This window comes from Pseudomonas sp. ASL8 (assembly GCF_056680355.1).
In genome coordinates, this window is record NZ_CM155278.1 from 3,379,382 (window position 1) to 3,394,257 (window position 14,876).

The following is a 14,876-nucleotide window of genomic DNA, read 5'->3' on the forward strand; positions in this document are numbered from 1 at the left end:
AAAAAAGAAGGCCGCTCAATGAGCGGCCTTTTTTTGTCTCAAGTTTTTGTGCCTGAACAGGTGCTTTCGAAATTCCCGTAGGGTCGAAAACAAAAAAGCCCACCGTTCGTGAGAGCGGCGGGCTTTTTGGGTGCCGCGCGTTGAGTTTTTACTCTTCGAGGTTGCCCATCGCGGTGGTGTTGAAGCCGCCGTCGACGTACATGATCTCGCCGCTGATGCCGGACGCGAGGTCCGAGCACAGGAACGCGCCGGCGTTGCCGACTTCATCAATGGTCACGTTGCGACGCAGCGGTGTTTGCGCTTCGTTGGCAGCGAGCATTTTGCGGAAGTTCTTGATGCCGGAGGCGGCGAGGGTGCGGATCGGGCCAGCCGATACTGCGTTCACGCGTGTGCCTTCCGGGCCAAGGCTACCGGCCAGGTAACGTACACCGGCTTCCAGGCTGGCCTTGGCCATGCCCATCACGTTGTAGTTAGGCATGGTGCGCTCTGCACCCAGGTAGGACAGGGTCAGCAGGCTGCCATTGCGGCCTTTCATCATTTCGCGACCGGCCTTGGCCAGTGCAACGAAGCTGTAGGCGCTGATGTCGTGAGCGATGCGGAAACCTTCGCGCGTTGTCGCTTGGGTGAAGTCACCGTCAAGCTGGTCGCCAGGGGCGAAGCCGACCGAGTGAACGATCACGTCCAGGCCATCCCACTTCTTGCCCAGTTCTTCGAAGACCTTGGCGATCTCTTCGTCGCTGGCCACGTCGCAAGGGAAGCACAGTTCCGGGCCTGAGCCCCAACCTGCGGCGAACTCTTCGACACGACCTTTCAGTTTGTCGTTCTGATACGTGAAGGCCAGCTCTGCGCCCTCGCGATGCATGGCGGCAGCGATGCCGGATGCGATGGACAGTTTGCTAGCGACACCGACGATCAGGACGCGCTTACCGGCGAGAAAACCCATGTGTTGTTCCTCTTCAGGTTAATCGACAGCTACCGGCGCCAAAAAGGCGGCTTCCAGCAGCTGCTGTGTATAGGTATGTTGCGGTGCGGCAAAAATGCTGCGCGCCGCACCCTGTTCAACGACTTTCCCCTGCTTGACCACCATCAACTGGTGGCTAAGCGCTTTGACTACCGCCAGGTCATGGCTGATAAACAAATAGGTCAGGTTGTACTTTTTTTGCAGTGAGCGCAGTAGCTCAACTACTTGGCGCTGAACGGTCCGGTCGAGCGCCGAGGTGGGCTCGTCCAGCACAATCAGCGCCGGTTTTAACACTAATGCCCGGGCAATGGCGATTCTCTGCCGTTGCCCACCGGAAAATTCGTGGGGGTAGCGGTACCGGGTTTCCGGGTCCAGCCCTACCTCCTTGAGCGCTTCGATGATGGCGAGTTCCTGTTCGGCCTCTGTGCCCATGCCGTGGATGCGCAGGCCCTCACCCACGATTTCGCCTACACACATGCGCGGGCTCAGGCTGCCGAAAGGGTCCTGAAACACCACCTGCATTTGCCGACGTAGCGGACGAATCTCCTGTTGCGTCAGGCAGTCTAGCGTTTTGCCTTGAAACCGTATGGCGCCCTTGCTACCGATCAGCCGAAGAATCGCCAGGCCTAGCGTCGACTTGCCCGAGCCGCTTTCACCGACAATCCCCAGGGTGTGCCCTTGGGGCAGGCTGAAGGTGATGCCGTCGACCGCTTTGACATGATCGACGGTTTTTTTGAACAGGCCTTTCTTGATCGGAAACCACACCCGCAAGTCATCGACTTCGAGCAGCGGTGCGCCTGCAACGTTGTCCACCGGGCCACCACTGGGCTCGGCCCCCAGCAATTCTTGCGTGTACGGATGCTGAGGTGAACGGAACAGCTCCTCACATGACGCTTGTTCGACGATGCGACCGTGCTGCATGACACATACCCGATGCGCAATTCTTCGAACCAGGTTCAGATCATGGCTGATCAGGAGCAGCGCCATGCCCAGTCGGGCCTGCAGTTCGGTGAGTAATTTGAGGATTTTCAGCTGTACCGTGACGTCGAGTGCGGTGGTCGGTTCGTCGGCGATCAGCAGTTCAGGCTCATTGGCCAAGGCCATGGCGATCATCACACGCTGTCGCTGGCCGCCTGAGAGCTCGTGTGGCAGGGCTTTGAGTCGTTTCTCGGGCTCGGTTATGCCTACCAGCTCAAGCAGCTCCAGTGTGCGCAGGGTGGCCGCCTTGCCCTGCAAACCTTTATGCAGGCCAAGTACTTCATTGATTTGCTTCTCAATGGACTGCAGCGGGTTAAGCGAGGTCATCGGCTCCTGGAAAACCATAGCGATCCGGTTGCCACGGATCGCGCGCAACCTTTTCTCGCTCAGCGTCAGCAGGTCATGTCCGGCGTAGTAGATGGTCCCGCTGGGATGGCGCGCCAGCGGGTAGGGCAGCAGGCGCAGAAACGAGTGCGCGATGACTGACTTGCCAGAACCGCTTTCGCCGACCAGCGCCAGGGTTTCGCCCCGACGGATATCGAAGTTGATGCCTTCGACCACGCGATGGACCTGCTCGCCGGTAACGAACTCGACGGCGAGATCGCGGACTTCGATCAAATTGTCCTTGTTCATCTCATTTCCTTGGGTCGAAAGCGTCGCGGGCGGATTCGCCAATGAACACGAGAAGGCTGAGCATCAGGGCCAGCACGGCGAAGGCGCTGATCCCAAGCCAGGGGGCCTGGAGGTTGGATTTGCCTTGGGCCACCAATTCACCCAGCGACGGGGAACCGGCTGGCAAGCCAAAACCGAGGAAGTCCAGGGCGGTCAGGGTGCCAATGGCGCCCGTGAGAATGAAGGGCATAAAGGTCATGGTCGAGACCATGGCGTTGGGCAGGATGTGGCGGAACATGATCGCCCCGTTTTGCATGCCCAATGCCCGTGCGGCGCGTACATATTCCAGATTACGCCCACGCAGGAACTCGGCGCGTACCACGTCCACCAGGCTCATCCATGAAAACAGCAGCATGATGCCCAACAGCCACCAGAAATTAGGCTGGACGAAGCTGGCGAGGATGATCAGCAGGTACAACACCGGCAGCCCGGACCAGACTTCCAGGAAGCGTTGCCCCAGCAGATCCACCCACCCCCCATAAAAACCCTGCAGGGCGCCCGCGACGACGCCGATGATCGAACTGAGTACGGTCAAGGTCAGCGCAAACAGCACGGAAATGCGGAAGCCATAGATGACCCGTGAAAGCACATCGCGGCCTTGATCGTCAGTGCCAAAGTAGTTGTCTCGCGAGGGCGGGCCGGGGGCCGGGACTTTCAGGTCGTAATTGATGCTCTGGTAGCTGTAGGGGATCGGTGCCCACAGGGTCCAACCGTTCTTCGCTGCCAGCAGCTCCTTGATGTAGGGGCTTTTGTAATTCGCTTCCAGCGGAAACTCGCCGCCGAAGACCGTTTCGGGATAGCGCTTGAACACCGGAAAATACCACTCGCCGTCATAGCGCACGGCCAGCGGCTTGTCGTTGGCGATCAGTTCGGCGCCCAGGCTCAGGCCGAACAGAACCAGGAACAACCACAGTGACCACCATCCGCGCTTGTTGGCCTTGAAGCGCTCGAAGCGCCGGCGATTGAGAGGAGAGAGGGTCATATCAATTCTCCCTGCTTTCGAAGTCGATACGTGGATCAACCAGCGTATACGTGATGTCACCGATCAATTTCACCACCAGCCCGAGCAGGGTAAAAAGAAACAACGTGCCGAAGACCACTGGATAGTCGCGGTTGATGGCCGCCTCGAAACTCATCAAACCCAAGCCGTCGAGGGAGAAGATCACTTCCACCAGCAGCGAGCCGGTGAAGAAAATGCTGATGAAGGCCGAAGGGAAACCTGCGATCACCAATAGCATGGCGTTACGAAACACATGGCCGTACAGCACGCGATGCTGGCTCAGGCCCTTGGCCTTGGCGGTGATGACGTACTGCTTGCCGATCTCGTCGAGAAAGCTGTTTTTGGTCAGCAGGGTCATGGTCGCGAAGTTGCCGATCACCAGCGCAGTGACAGGCAACGTCAGGTGCCAGAAGTAATCGAAGACTTTACCGCCCCAGCTCAGCTCGGCGAAGTTGTTCGAGGTCAGGCCGCGCAAGGGGAACCAGTCGAAATAACTGCCGCCAGCGAACACCACGATCAGCAGAATGGCAAACAGGAAGGCCGGGATGGCGTACCCGACGATGATCGCCGAGCTGGTCCAGACATCGAAGTGGCTACCGTGACGTGTCGCCTTGGCGATCCCCAGCGGGATCGATACCAGGTACATGATCAAGGTGCTCCACAGCCCAAGGGAAATGGACACCGGCATCTTCTCGATAATCAGATCGATCACTTTGGCATCGCGGAAAAAACTGTCGCCGAAATCCAGCGTGGCGTAGTTCTTGATCATGATCCACAGGCGTTCTGGCGCAGACTTGTCGAAGCCATACAGGTGTTCGATTTCCTTCACCAGTGCCGGATCAAGCCCTTGCGCACCGCGATAACTGGAGCCTGCCACCGACACCTCTGCGCCACCGCCCGCAATGCGACTGGTTGCGCCATCGAAGCCTTCGATCTTGGCGATCATCTGCTCCACCGGACCACCGGGCGCCGCCTGGATGATCACGAAGTTGATCAGCAAAATGCCGAACAGCGTCGGAATGATCAGCAGCAAACGCCGAAAAATGTAAGCCAGCATCTTATTGCTCCACGCTCGCCGGCTCGGCTTGCTCAGGGGGTTGTGCCGGGTTGGCCGGTTTGGCGTCGGGTTTTATCCACCAGGTCGAGGTGGCGACGTCGAACAGCGGTGTCACCTTGGGGTGACCGATATGGTCCCAGTACGCCACGCGCCAGGTTTTGATGTGCCAGTTGGGGATCACGTAGTAGCCCCAAAGCAGCACGCGGTCCAGCGCCCGGGCGTGGGTGATCAGGCTTTGCCGCGAGTCGGCATCGATCAGTCCGTCGACCAGGCTATCGATGGCCGGGTCTTTGAGGCCGATGAAGTTGCGGCTGCCGGGCTTTTCGGCGCTGGAGGAGTGCCAATACTCGCGTTGTTCGTTGCCGGGTGAGCTGGATTGCGGAAAGCCGCTGACAATCAGGTCGAAGTCACGCGAACGCAAACGGTTTACGTATTGCGATACGTCGACCCGACGCAGCACCAGATCGATGCCGAGGTCGCTGAGGTTGCGTTTGAAGGGCAGCAGGATGCGTTCGAATTCGGTCTGCGCCAACAAGAACTCAAGGGTCACTGGCTTGCCTTGGGCGTCGACCATCTTGTCGCCGACGATCCTCCAGCCGGCCTCTTGCAGCAGTTGAAAGGCTTTACGCTGTTGGGGGCGAATCATGCCGCTGGCGTCGGTGACCGGCAACTTGAACTCGTCAGTGAACACCCGGTCAGGAATGGTGCCGCGCAACGGCTCGAGTACGGCCAGTTCGTCTTTACTCGGCAAGCCGCTGGAGGCCATGTCCGAATTGTCGAAGTAGCTTTTGGTCCGGGTGTAGGCGCCGTTGAACAACTGCTTGTTGGTCCACTGGAAATCCAGCAGCAGGTTCAACGCTTCACGCACCCGCACGTCCTGAAATATAGGGCGCCGCAGATTGAAGACAAACCCTTGCATGCCGGTAGGGTTACCGTTGGGGATTTCTTCCTTGATCAGCCGACCGGCGGTGACGGCCGGCGTGTTGTAAGCCGTGGCCCAGTTCTTGGCGCTGGTTTCGAGCCAATAATCGAATTGCCCGGCTTTGAGTGCTTCAAGGGCGACGGTGTTGTCTCGATAGTAATCGATGGACAGGGTGTCGAAGTTGTAAAAACCACGGTTAACCGGCAGGTCCTTGCCCCAGTAGTCCTTGACCCGCTCGTAACGAATCGAGCGCCCGGCTTTGACTTCAGCCACCTTGTACGGGCCGCTGCCCAACGGGATTTCCAGATTGCCTTTGGCGAAGTCGCGATTTTCCCACCAGTGCTTGGGCAGGACCGGCAGTTGGCCGAGGATCAGCGGCAACTCGCGGTTGTTGCGCTTGAACTTGAACAGCACGCGCAGAGGGTCTTCGGCGATGACCTGATCAACGTCTGCGTAGTAGCCCCGATACATCGGGGCACCGTTCTTGATCAGCGTCTGGAAGCTGAACACCACGTCTTCGGCGCGGATGGGATGGCCATCATGGAAGTGGGCTTCGGGGCGCAAATAGAAACGCACCCAGCTACTGTCCGGCGCTTTTTCGATTTTGCCGGCAATCAGGCCGTATTCGGTAAAGGGTTCATCCAGACTGTGGCGGGTCAGGGTGTCGTAAATCATGCCGATGTCGTCAGCCGGCACGCCTTTGTTGATAAAGGGGTTGAGGCTGTCGAAGCCGCCAAAGCCGGCCTGCCGAAAGCTGCCGCCCTTGGGTGCGTCCTGATTGACGTAATCGAAGTGTTTGAAATTGGCGGGGTATTTCGGCGCCTCGTTGTACAGGGTCACTGCGTGTTCGGGGGCGGCCAGGGCTACGCAGGCCACGCTCATCAGCAACATGCCGCTGGCCCGCATCAGCAGGGAGCGCATAGCAATCATTGGGTTTTCTCCGAAGGCTTGAGCCACCACGCACGCAAACCCAGAGTGTAGGGCGGGGTGGTGGTCAGGGCGAACCGGTTGCGGTACGCCAGTCGATGATAATCGAGGTACCAGTTGGGGATGCTGTAGTGCTGCCAGAGCAACACCCGGTCCAAGGCGCGGGCTGCGGCGAGCTGTTCGTCGCGTGTTTGTGCCGCCAGTAATTGATTGAGCAGGCTGTCGACCACAGGGCTGGATACGCCGGCGTAATTTTTGCTGCCTTTGATCCCTGCCTGGCTGGAGTGAAAGTACTGCCATTGCTCAAGACCGGGGCTGAGGCTCTGGTTCAGGGTCATCAAGATCATGTCGAAATCGAACTGGTCCAGGCGCTGCTTGTACTGGGCGCGATCTACCGTCCGTAAGCGGGCGTCGATCCCGAGGCGAGAGAGGTCCTCGATGTAAGGCTGCAGAATCCGCTCGAGGTTGGGATTGACCAGCAAGATTTCGAAGCGCAGGGGCTGGCCGTTGCGATTGAGCAGTCGCTGATCCGACAACTTCCAGCCCGCTTCGGCAAACAGACCGAGCGCCTTGCGCAGGGTTTCCCGGGGAATGCCACCGCCATCGGTCTTTGGCACCGTGTATGGCTGGGTGAGCAGGTTTGACGGCAACTGATCGCGCCAGGGCGACAGCATCAACCATTCGCGACCGGTCGGCAGGCCGGTCGCGGAGAATTCGCTGTTGGGGTAATAACTTGTCGAGCGAGTATAGGCGTCGCTGAACAGCGCACGATTGGTCCACTCGAAATTGAACATCAGCCCCAGCGCCTCGCGCACCTTGACGTCGGCGAAGGTGCCGCGCCGGGTGTTCATGAACAACCCTTGGGTCTGGGTTGGAATCTTGTGCGGGATCTGCGCCTTGATCACCTCACCACGGGCGATCGCCGGAAAGGTGTAGCCGTTGGACCAGTTTTTGGCCTGATGCTCGATATAGATATCGAACTCACCGGCTTTGAATGCTTCGAATGCCACATCGCTGTCGCGGTAGAACTCCACGTCGACCCGATCGAAGTTGTACTTGCCACGGTTCACCGCCAGATCCTTGCCCCACCAGTCCTTGACCCGCTCGAACACCAGTTGCCGTCCGGGTTGCACCTTGGTAATCCGATAAGGACCACTGCCCACGGGTGGTTCGAAGGTGGTGGCCTTGAAGTCGCGATCCTTCCAGTAGTGCTGGGGCAATACCGGCAGTTCGCCGAGGCGCAGGATGAGCAAGGGGTTGCCGGCGCGTTTGAAGACGAAGCGGATGCGATGGCGGCCAAGAATGTCGACCCGCTGCACTTCCTGCAGGGCGGTGCGGTATTGCGGATGGCCTTCCTTGAGCAGCAACCGGTAGGAGAACGCCACGTCATACGCGGTGATCGGTTTGCCGTCGTGGAAACGCGCCTGCGGGCGCAGGTTGAAGACCACCCAACTGCGGTCTTCGCTGTATTCGACGGTTTGCGCGATCAGGCCGTAGCTGGAGGTAGGTTCGTCGCCGGAAGGGTCGTACTGACCGGTGCCGACCATCAACGGTTCGTTGAGCTCGTTGACCCCGTACTGCAGAAAGTTGGGCGTCGAAATCGGGCTGCTGCCCTTGAAGGTGTAAGGGTTGAGCGTATCGAAAGTGCCAAATGCCATCATCCGCAAGGTGCCGCCTTTCGGCGCCTCGGGATTGACCCAGTCGAAATGGGTAAAGCTGGCTGGGTACTTGAGTACACCGAACTGCGCGTAACCATGGCTTTCGCTGATGGTTGCGCCTGCGGAAAAGCTCAAGACCAAGGTGAATAACAGGAGGAGGCGTATCAAGTCGGAGATTCGATCCAGGAGGCTTGGGCTTCTTGGACGGTACAGTAACAGCTTGTATCCGTTGGAAAAAGGCCACCTCCCGGGTGGCCCTTTGCGGCGTCTCCCGCCTGGTTATTTAGGGGCGGGAGCCAGTGGATCTCAAGGGGCCTGATACACGGTCAGGGTCTGGCCTGGTTTGAGGGCGTGGCCGCTACGCGGGTTCAAGCGTTGGAGATGCTCCATCTCGACGTTGAAACGTTTGGCCACCATGTACATCGAATCGCCTTTGCGTATCGTGTACTGGGTCGACTTCTTGTTGCTGCCTTTGCCTTTGGCTTTACCCTTGGGGCTGATCATGTCCTGCATGACCAGGGTCTGCCCGACTTTCAGGTTTTGACCGGATACCTGGTTCCAGTGCTGCAGGTCCTTTACCTCGACTTTGTTGGCTTTGGCGATGGCCACCAGGTTATCGCCCTTTTTCACCCTGTAGCTGCGGCTTCGCGTGGGTTTGTCACGGCTGGCCAGCGTGTCGCCAGTGCCGCGGTATTGCTGCCAGTCCGCCAGTTCTTGCGGTTTCATGTTCGACAGGCTGGCGGTCAGCAGCTGCGCCTTGGCGGTCGGCACCAGCAAATGCTGTGGACCGTCGACGGTCATGCGTTTCTTGAACGCCGGGTTGAGCTGGAACAGTTCGTCTTCGTCGATATCCGCCATGGCAGCGACCTTTGACAGGTTCATGCGTTGGTTGAGCTCAACGACCTGGAAGTAGGGCTGGTTGGCAATCGGATTAAGGTTGACGCCGTAGGCTTCCGGTGCGAGCACCACTTGCGACAATGCGAGGAACTTGGGCACGTAATCCTGAGTTTCCTGCGGCAGGGGCAGGTTCCAGTAATCAGTGGGCAGGCCGAGCTTCTGGTTGCGTTCGATGGCCCGGCTGACGGTACCTTCGCCAGCGTTATAGGCAGCCAACGCCAATAGCCAGTCACCGTTGAACATGTCGTGCAGGCGTGTCAGGTAGTCCAGGGCGGCGATGGTCGAGGCGGTAATGTCACGACGGCCGTCGTAAAAGCTGGTCTGGCGAAGATTGAAGTAACGCCCGGTCGATGGAATGAACTGCCACAGGCCCACCGCATCGCTGCGTGAATAGGCCAAGGGGTTGTAGGCGCTCTCGATCACCGGGAGCAAGGCCAGCTCCAGGGGCATGTTGCGTTCTTCGAGGCGCTCTACGATGTAATGCATGTAGAGGCTGCCGCGTTCGCCAGCGTTTTCCAGAAAGGATGGATTGTTGGCGAACCATAGACGTTGTTGATCGATACGTGGGTTCTGGCCGTTGCCTTCTTGCAACTGGAAGCCCTGACGCATCCGCTCCCAGACATCCTGAGGTACCAGCGGGGTCGGCTTGTCACTGAGGAAAATGGGTTTTTGCTTGGTGCCGGCGGCGAGATTCGGCGCGCGGTGGGTGCTGACAGAGTCGATTTGGCGGGTGGTCTGACAGCCAGCCAGCGTCACGCTCAGGGCCACGGCGATAGCCTGGACCAGTCGGGTCAATGCGTCTGAATTGATGGCTTTGCGTATGGATGACGACATTGGCTGGGGGGTAGTTCCAGGCGAAAATGTCGGGCGATTCTAGGAACCACCCAGCCAACGGTCAACCTTTCAGAATTTCTATGCCGATCAAGATAGCTCTTAGAACTTATCTTTCCAAGCACGCAAGCTAGCAAAAATAGCACTTGGCGACTGATTGTCCGTGCCGGTCCGTTCGTCTGCTTTTTCTTTAACGGATGTTTCATGGGTCCGAATGAATGGGTTGGTGCGTCGTTCCAGGGCTAAATTGGAAGGCAGGCTGATCCGGTTTTCACTGCGCCATTGGCTCACTTGGGCGAAGCGTTCGGCGATGTCGCAATTACCCGGTTCTACCGCTTGGGCGAAGCGCAGATTGCTCAGGGTGTACTCATGCGTGCAATACACCAGTGTGCTGTCCGGCAGCGCCGCCAGACGACTCAATGACTGATGCATTTGCTCGGGTGTGCCTTCGAACAGTCGGCCGCAACCTGCCGCGAACAGGGTGTCGCCGCAAAACAGCAACGGCGCGGTCGGGTCGTCGTGGTAGAAGGCGATATGGCCCAGGGTATGACCGGGCACGGCGTACACCGCAAAGGTCAGGCCGAGTACGCTGATCGTGTCGTTGTCGTTAAGCGCGACGTCTCGCGCCGGGATGTTTTCGGCCGCAGGACCCAGTACCCGGGCGCCAGTAGCTTTTTTCAGTTGCTCGACGCCGCCGACATGATCGAAATGGTGGTGGGTGACCAGAATGTCGCTGAGCTGCCAACCCGGGTGCTGTTCCAGCCAGGCCAGAACCGGTGCGGCATCGCCAGGATCGACCACCGCGCAGCATCGGCTGGCAGTGTTTTGTAACAACCAAATGTAGTTGTCAGTGAAAGCGGGCAGGGCATCGATCTGTATCATGGCGCAGTTCGCTAAGCGGGAAACAATGGTGCATCTTAGGGTCTATAGAGGTTCTACGCGAGTGCCCTCATGGAGAACACAAATGACTGATAAAGCTTTCGCCCAGGCTGATCCTGAATGGCTTGCGCTGATCAGCTCGGCCCGTGAGTGGCTGTCCGGACCGGTCGGGCAACTGCTGCTGGAGGAAGAGCGGCGAGTACTCGAAGATGAGCTGGGCCGTTTTTTTGGCGGCTATCTGGTGCATTACGGCCCTTCTGCCGAAACGCCGCCAGCGGCAAAACAGGTCCAGCGTAACGTTCGTCTGGGTGCACCTTTGCCCGGTGTGGAAATCGTCTGTGAAGAACAGGCCTGGCCCCTGAGCGAGCATGCGGCTGACGTTGTGGTCATGCAGCATGGCCTGGATTTCTGTCTGTCGCCTCACGGCTTGCTGCGTGAAGCGGCCAGCAGTGTGCGCCCCGGTGGACATCTTTTGATTATCGGGATCAACCCGTGGAGCGCCTGGGGGTTGCGGCATGTTTTCGCTCATGATGCCTTGCGCAAGGCCCGCTGTATTTCGCCGTCGCGGGTGGCGGACTGGTTGAACCTGCTGGGCTTTGCGCTGGAGAAACGACGCTTCGGGTGCTATCGTCCGCCGCTTGCTTCAGCGGCCTGGCAAGCACGACTGGCCGGGCTGGAACGCCTCGGCGACGGTTGGCAAAGTCCCGGCGGCGGCTTCTATTTATTGGTGGCACGCAAGATCGTGGTCGGTCTGCGTCCTGTGCGTCAGGTGCGGCGTGAGCCCATGGGCAAACTGCTGCCATTGCCGATGGCCAAGGTCAATCGGCGCAATCCGCAGCCGTAAAGCGTCACGCAAGACAAACCGGTTGATGGTTTGTCGATAAACGTTCGGTGGAAAGCTCGATGGAAGGTTTGATGGAAACGGTTGTAGTGAGCGAAAGCGTTGAAATCTTCACCGACGGCGCCTGTAAAGGTAATCCAGGCCCTGGCGGCTGGGGCGCCTTGTTGGTGTGCAAGGGTGTCGAAAAAGAACTGTGGGGTGGCGAAGCCAATACCACCAACAACCGGATGGAGCTGACCGCTGCCATCCGTGGTCTTGAAGAGCTCAAGCGACACTGCAACGTTCTGGTTGTTACCGACTCCGAATATGTCATGAAGGGCATGAAGGAGTGGCTGGTCAACTGGAAGAAACGCGGCTGGAAAACTGCGGCCAAGCAACCGGTGAAAAATGCCGACTTGTGGCAGTTGCTCGATGAGCAAGTCAATCGCCATACCGTGACCTGGAAGTGGGTACGTGGGCACACCGGCCATGACGGCAACGAACGCGCCGATCAGTTGGCCAACCGCGGTGTAGACGAAGTGAGAGGCATCAAACATGCGTAGTGTCGTACTCGATACCGAAACCACCGGTATGCCCGTTACCGATGGCCACCGGGTCATCGAGATCGGTTGCGTTGAGTTGATCGGCCGCCGTCTGACCGGGCGGCATTTTCACGTGTACCTGCAGCCGGATCGCGAGAGCGACGAGGGCGCCATTGGGGTCCACGGCATCACCAACGAGTTCCTGGTGGGCAAGCCGCGCTTCAATGAAGTCTCGGAGGAGTTTTTCGAGTTCATCAAGGGCGCGCAGCTGATCATCCACAACGCGGCGTTCGACGTCGGTTTCATCAATAACGAATTCGCTCTGATGGGGCAGCGTGACAAGGCTGATATCACCCAGCATTGCACCATCCTCGACACCTTGGCGATGGCCCGGGAGCGTCATCCTGGTCAGCGCAACAGCCTCGATGCACTGTGTAAGCGTTATGGTGTCGACAACTCCGGCCGTGAATTGCACGGCGCGTTACTCGATGCCGAGATCCTTGCCGACGTATACCTGACCATGACCGGCGGGCAGACCAGCCTGTCTCTGGCGGGCAATGCGACCGACGGCAATGGCTCGGGCGAAGGGTCGGGCAACACTGCCAGTGAAATTCGCCGTCTGCCAGCGGATCGGCAACCGGCGCGGGTGATCCGGGCCAGTGATAGCGAAATGGCTGAACACGACGTGCGCATGGCGGCCATTGCGAAATCTGCCGGTGCGCCAGCGTTGTGGGTGCAGTTGCAAGAGGCTCAAGCGCAAACTCCCCAGTAACCTCATTCTCCGATAACGCAGTGGTGTCATGACTCAGGCAAACCCGGCACTGTCCATTCGAGTCGCGGATGAGTGCTTCGAGGATTACATCCTCAACAGCGAGTTCACCTTCACCGTCAGCGGCTATGCGTTGGCGCAGGTGGGTCAGCGTGTCGACTCCTGGGAAATTGACCCCGTCGAACCCTATAGCAAGAATTACGGGATTGATTCCCAGGAGTTCTGCCATTACCGGGACGCTGCTGGCAGCACGGTGTTGGTGGCCTGGCTAGGCGAGCGGGCTGTGGGCCATGTGGTGCTCAGCATTCACTGGAATGGCTTTGCCCATGTGGACGAACTGGCGGTGGACGCTTCGGCGCGTCGCCAGGGGGTGGCAAGGTCACTGCTGGATGTCGCGCAGTTCTGGAGCCGCAAGCACAGCCTGCCGGGCCTGATGCTTGAAACTCAAAACAATAATCTGGCGGCCTGCAAGCTCTACGAGCGTTGCGGCTTTGTGATGGGTGGCATCGATCACATGCTGTATCGGGCTATCGATCCTGAAACACGGGAAGCCGCGATTTTCTGGTACTTGGTGTTTGAAGATTAACGCCAGAAATTGCTGAACGTTATTCCTGGGTCATGCGGGGAGGGTGATAGCGATTTGGATTTACAGTAAGCGCAAACGCGGCAATTTGATCATGCCCGAAAGAGGGACCTGAATCGCCGCGTGCGCCCATGCGAGTGCCGGGCGTTAAAGCGGCGCACAGGTAGCCTGACGATTCAGCACAGTCAACGACGCATCGCTCCCGGGTCAGGGAGTGCGGGTCATTTTTACGCCGGACTGAAGCAACTCGAAGTCGTCTCCGCCCAAGTGATTGACTCGATCGCCAATGGCCAGACGGTAGGTCGAAACTGGCTCCGTGCCGCTGGCCGCATCGGGCTGTGATTCCTGGAATTCATGCACCGAGTAGACGCGGCCTTCCGCATCTCTTGCATGAAAATGTCGGACGAGAACTGAAGCCATTTGCTTTGTAACCTCTGGAGATAACCGCTCATTTGCGCTGACATGCTAACACTGCGCGCCGACAATCGATGCCCGCTTGTAAGGTAAGTCTGAACGAATTGGTTCAGTTGCTACACCCATATCTGTCAGACCGCTGTTTTTCAGGCTAGTTTTCCAGTGCTAAAAAAATAGTCTGAGCCGTTTGTCCTGTGAGCAGCCAGTGGCTCTGCGTGGTGTTTTCAACAGTTCAAGCGCAATGGTCGGACCTGAAAACCAGACTTAATGGGCGACTTCATCTATAACTTACACCTCCTTTAATCAGTGAGCGGAAATCTTCATGAGCCAGGTCTATACGATCGCTGTTGTTGTCGGCAGTCTGAGAAAAGACTCGATCAACCGTAAGGTTGCGCGCGCGTTGGTCGCGTTGGCACCCAGCAGCCTGAAGCTGAATATCGTCGAAATTGGCGATTTGCCCCTCTATAACGAAGATATCGATATCGATTCTCCTCCGGCCGCCTATACGGCCTTTCGCCAGCAAATCAGTGCAGCCGATGGCGTGCTGTTCGTCACCCCGGAATATAACCGTTCGGTACCGGGCGTCCTGAAAAACGCCATCGACGTGGGTTCGCGCCCGTATGGCAAAAGTGCCTGGGGCGGCAAGCCGGGGGCGGTAGTCAGTGCCTCGCCGGGTGCCATCGGCGGTTTTGGCGCCAACCATCATTTGCGTCAATCGCTGGTTTTTCTCAACGTACCGTGCATGCAGCAACCGGAGGCCTACCTGGGCAACGCCGGGACTTTTTTCGATGCGGCGGGCACGGTGTCGGAGCAAACCAAACCCTTCCTGCAAACGTTCATCAACGCGTTTGCGGCATGGGTTGAGCTGCATAAGAAGGTTTAACGCCTAAAGGCGGTGCGCCAGCGCCTGCCTTGCATTATGTAACGCAGGGCAGGCGAGGTAATTCGGTAAGTTTCTCTTTCACG

14 protein-coding genes are annotated in these 14,876 nt (G+C 58.4%); 5 read left to right on the top strand and 9 right to left on the bottom strand.

Annotated features, from left to right (window positions below):
* Positions 1-148: 148 nt before the first annotated feature.
* From fabI to gloB, 8 genes are all read right to left on the bottom strand, one after another.
* Positions 149-943, bottom strand: coding sequence for an enoyl-ACP reductase FabI (gene fabI, locus AC1MEA_RS15595; RefSeq protein ID WP_219061472.1), 795 nt, complete (start codon positions 941-943; stop codon positions 149-151).
* 18 nt (positions 944-961) lie between these two features.
* On the bottom strand, positions 962-2,572 hold the full coding sequence (locus tag AC1MEA_RS15600; protein WP_219061471.1) for an ABC transporter ATP-binding protein: 1,611 nt from the start codon (positions 2,570-2,572) through the stop codon (positions 962-964).
* Between the two features lies 1 nt (position 2,573).
* Positions 2,574-3,593: an ABC transporter permease gene (locus AC1MEA_RS15605; protein ID WP_219061470.1), complete on the bottom strand. Its 1,020-nt coding sequence runs from the start codon at positions 3,591-3,593 to the stop codon at positions 2,574-2,576.
* A 1-nt stretch (position 3,594) separates the two neighbouring features.
* Complete coding sequence (locus AC1MEA_RS15610) at positions 3,595-4,668, bottom strand: microcin C ABC transporter permease YejB (RefSeq protein WP_219061469.1); 1,074 nt, start codon at positions 4,666-4,668, stop codon at positions 3,595-3,597.
* A 1-nt stretch (position 4,669) separates the two neighbouring features.
* Positions 4,670-6,520, bottom strand: coding sequence for an extracellular solute-binding protein (locus AC1MEA_RS15615; RefSeq protein WP_480416693.1), 1,851 nt, complete (start codon positions 6,518-6,520; stop codon positions 4,670-4,672).
* A complete protein-coding gene (locus AC1MEA_RS15620) occupies positions 6,517-8,343 on the bottom strand; it encodes an extracellular solute-binding protein (protein WP_480416694.1) in 1,827 nt (608 codons plus the stop codon). Before AC1MEA_RS15620 ends, AC1MEA_RS15615 begins: the two co-directional genes overlap by 4 nt.
* A gap of 138 nt (positions 8,344-8,481) precedes the next feature.
* Positions 8,482-9,906, bottom strand: a complete 1,425-nt coding sequence (locus AC1MEA_RS15625) for a lytic transglycosylase domain-containing protein (protein ID WP_480416695.1) — start codon at positions 9,904-9,906, stop codon at positions 8,482-8,484.
* A 99-nt stretch (positions 9,907-10,005) separates the two neighbouring features.
* The gene (gloB, locus tag AC1MEA_RS15630) at positions 10,006-10,785 is read right to left on the bottom strand and encodes a hydroxyacylglutathione hydrolase (RefSeq protein ID WP_219061465.1); all 780 of its coding nucleotides are present in this window, start codon (positions 10,783-10,785) and stop codon (positions 10,006-10,008) included.
* Positions 10,786-10,867: 82 nt separating this feature from the next.
* On the opposite strand from gloB, the gene AC1MEA_RS15635 reads away from it, so the two are divergent.
* The 4 genes from AC1MEA_RS15635 (at position 10,868) to AC1MEA_RS15650 (ending at position 13,499) form a co-directional block, all read left to right on the top strand.
* The gene (locus AC1MEA_RS15635) at positions 10,868-11,626 is read left to right on the top strand and encodes a class I SAM-dependent methyltransferase (protein WP_219061464.1); all 759 of its coding nucleotides are present in this window, start codon (positions 10,868-10,870) and stop codon (positions 11,624-11,626) included.
* A gap of 71 nt (positions 11,627-11,697) precedes the next feature.
* Positions 11,698-12,165 carry a ribonuclease HI gene (rnhA, locus tag AC1MEA_RS15640; protein WP_374028618.1) on the top strand — a complete coding sequence of 156 codons (468 nt, stop codon included), beginning with the start codon at positions 11,698-11,700 and terminating at the stop codon, positions 12,163-12,165.
* Positions 12,158-12,916 (top strand): DNA polymerase III subunit epsilon, encoded by a 759-nt coding sequence (dnaQ, locus tag AC1MEA_RS15645; RefSeq protein WP_219061463.1) that lies wholly within the window; start codon positions 12,158-12,160, stop codon positions 12,914-12,916. Before rnhA ends, dnaQ begins: the two co-directional genes overlap by 8 nt.
* Before the next feature lie 28 nt (positions 12,917-12,944).
* Positions 12,945-13,499, top strand: coding sequence for a GNAT family N-acetyltransferase (locus AC1MEA_RS15650; protein WP_219061462.1), 555 nt, complete (start codon positions 12,945-12,947; stop codon positions 13,497-13,499).
* A gap of 204 nt (positions 13,500-13,703) precedes the next feature.
* On the opposite strand, the gene AC1MEA_RS15655 is transcribed toward AC1MEA_RS15650, so the two are convergent.
* Positions 13,704-13,916 carry a hypothetical protein gene (locus AC1MEA_RS15655; RefSeq protein ID WP_219061461.1) on the bottom strand — a complete coding sequence of 71 codons (213 nt, stop codon included), beginning with the start codon at positions 13,914-13,916 and terminating at the stop codon, positions 13,704-13,706.
* Between the two features lie 316 nt (positions 13,917-14,232).
* On the opposite strand from AC1MEA_RS15655, the gene AC1MEA_RS15660 reads away from it, so the two are divergent.
* Positions 14,233-14,793 carry an NADPH-dependent FMN reductase gene (locus tag AC1MEA_RS15660; RefSeq protein ID WP_449634951.1) on the top strand — a complete coding sequence of 187 codons (561 nt, stop codon included), beginning with the start codon at positions 14,233-14,235 and terminating at the stop codon, positions 14,791-14,793.
* The last annotated feature ends 83 nt before the right edge of the window (positions 14,794-14,876 follow it).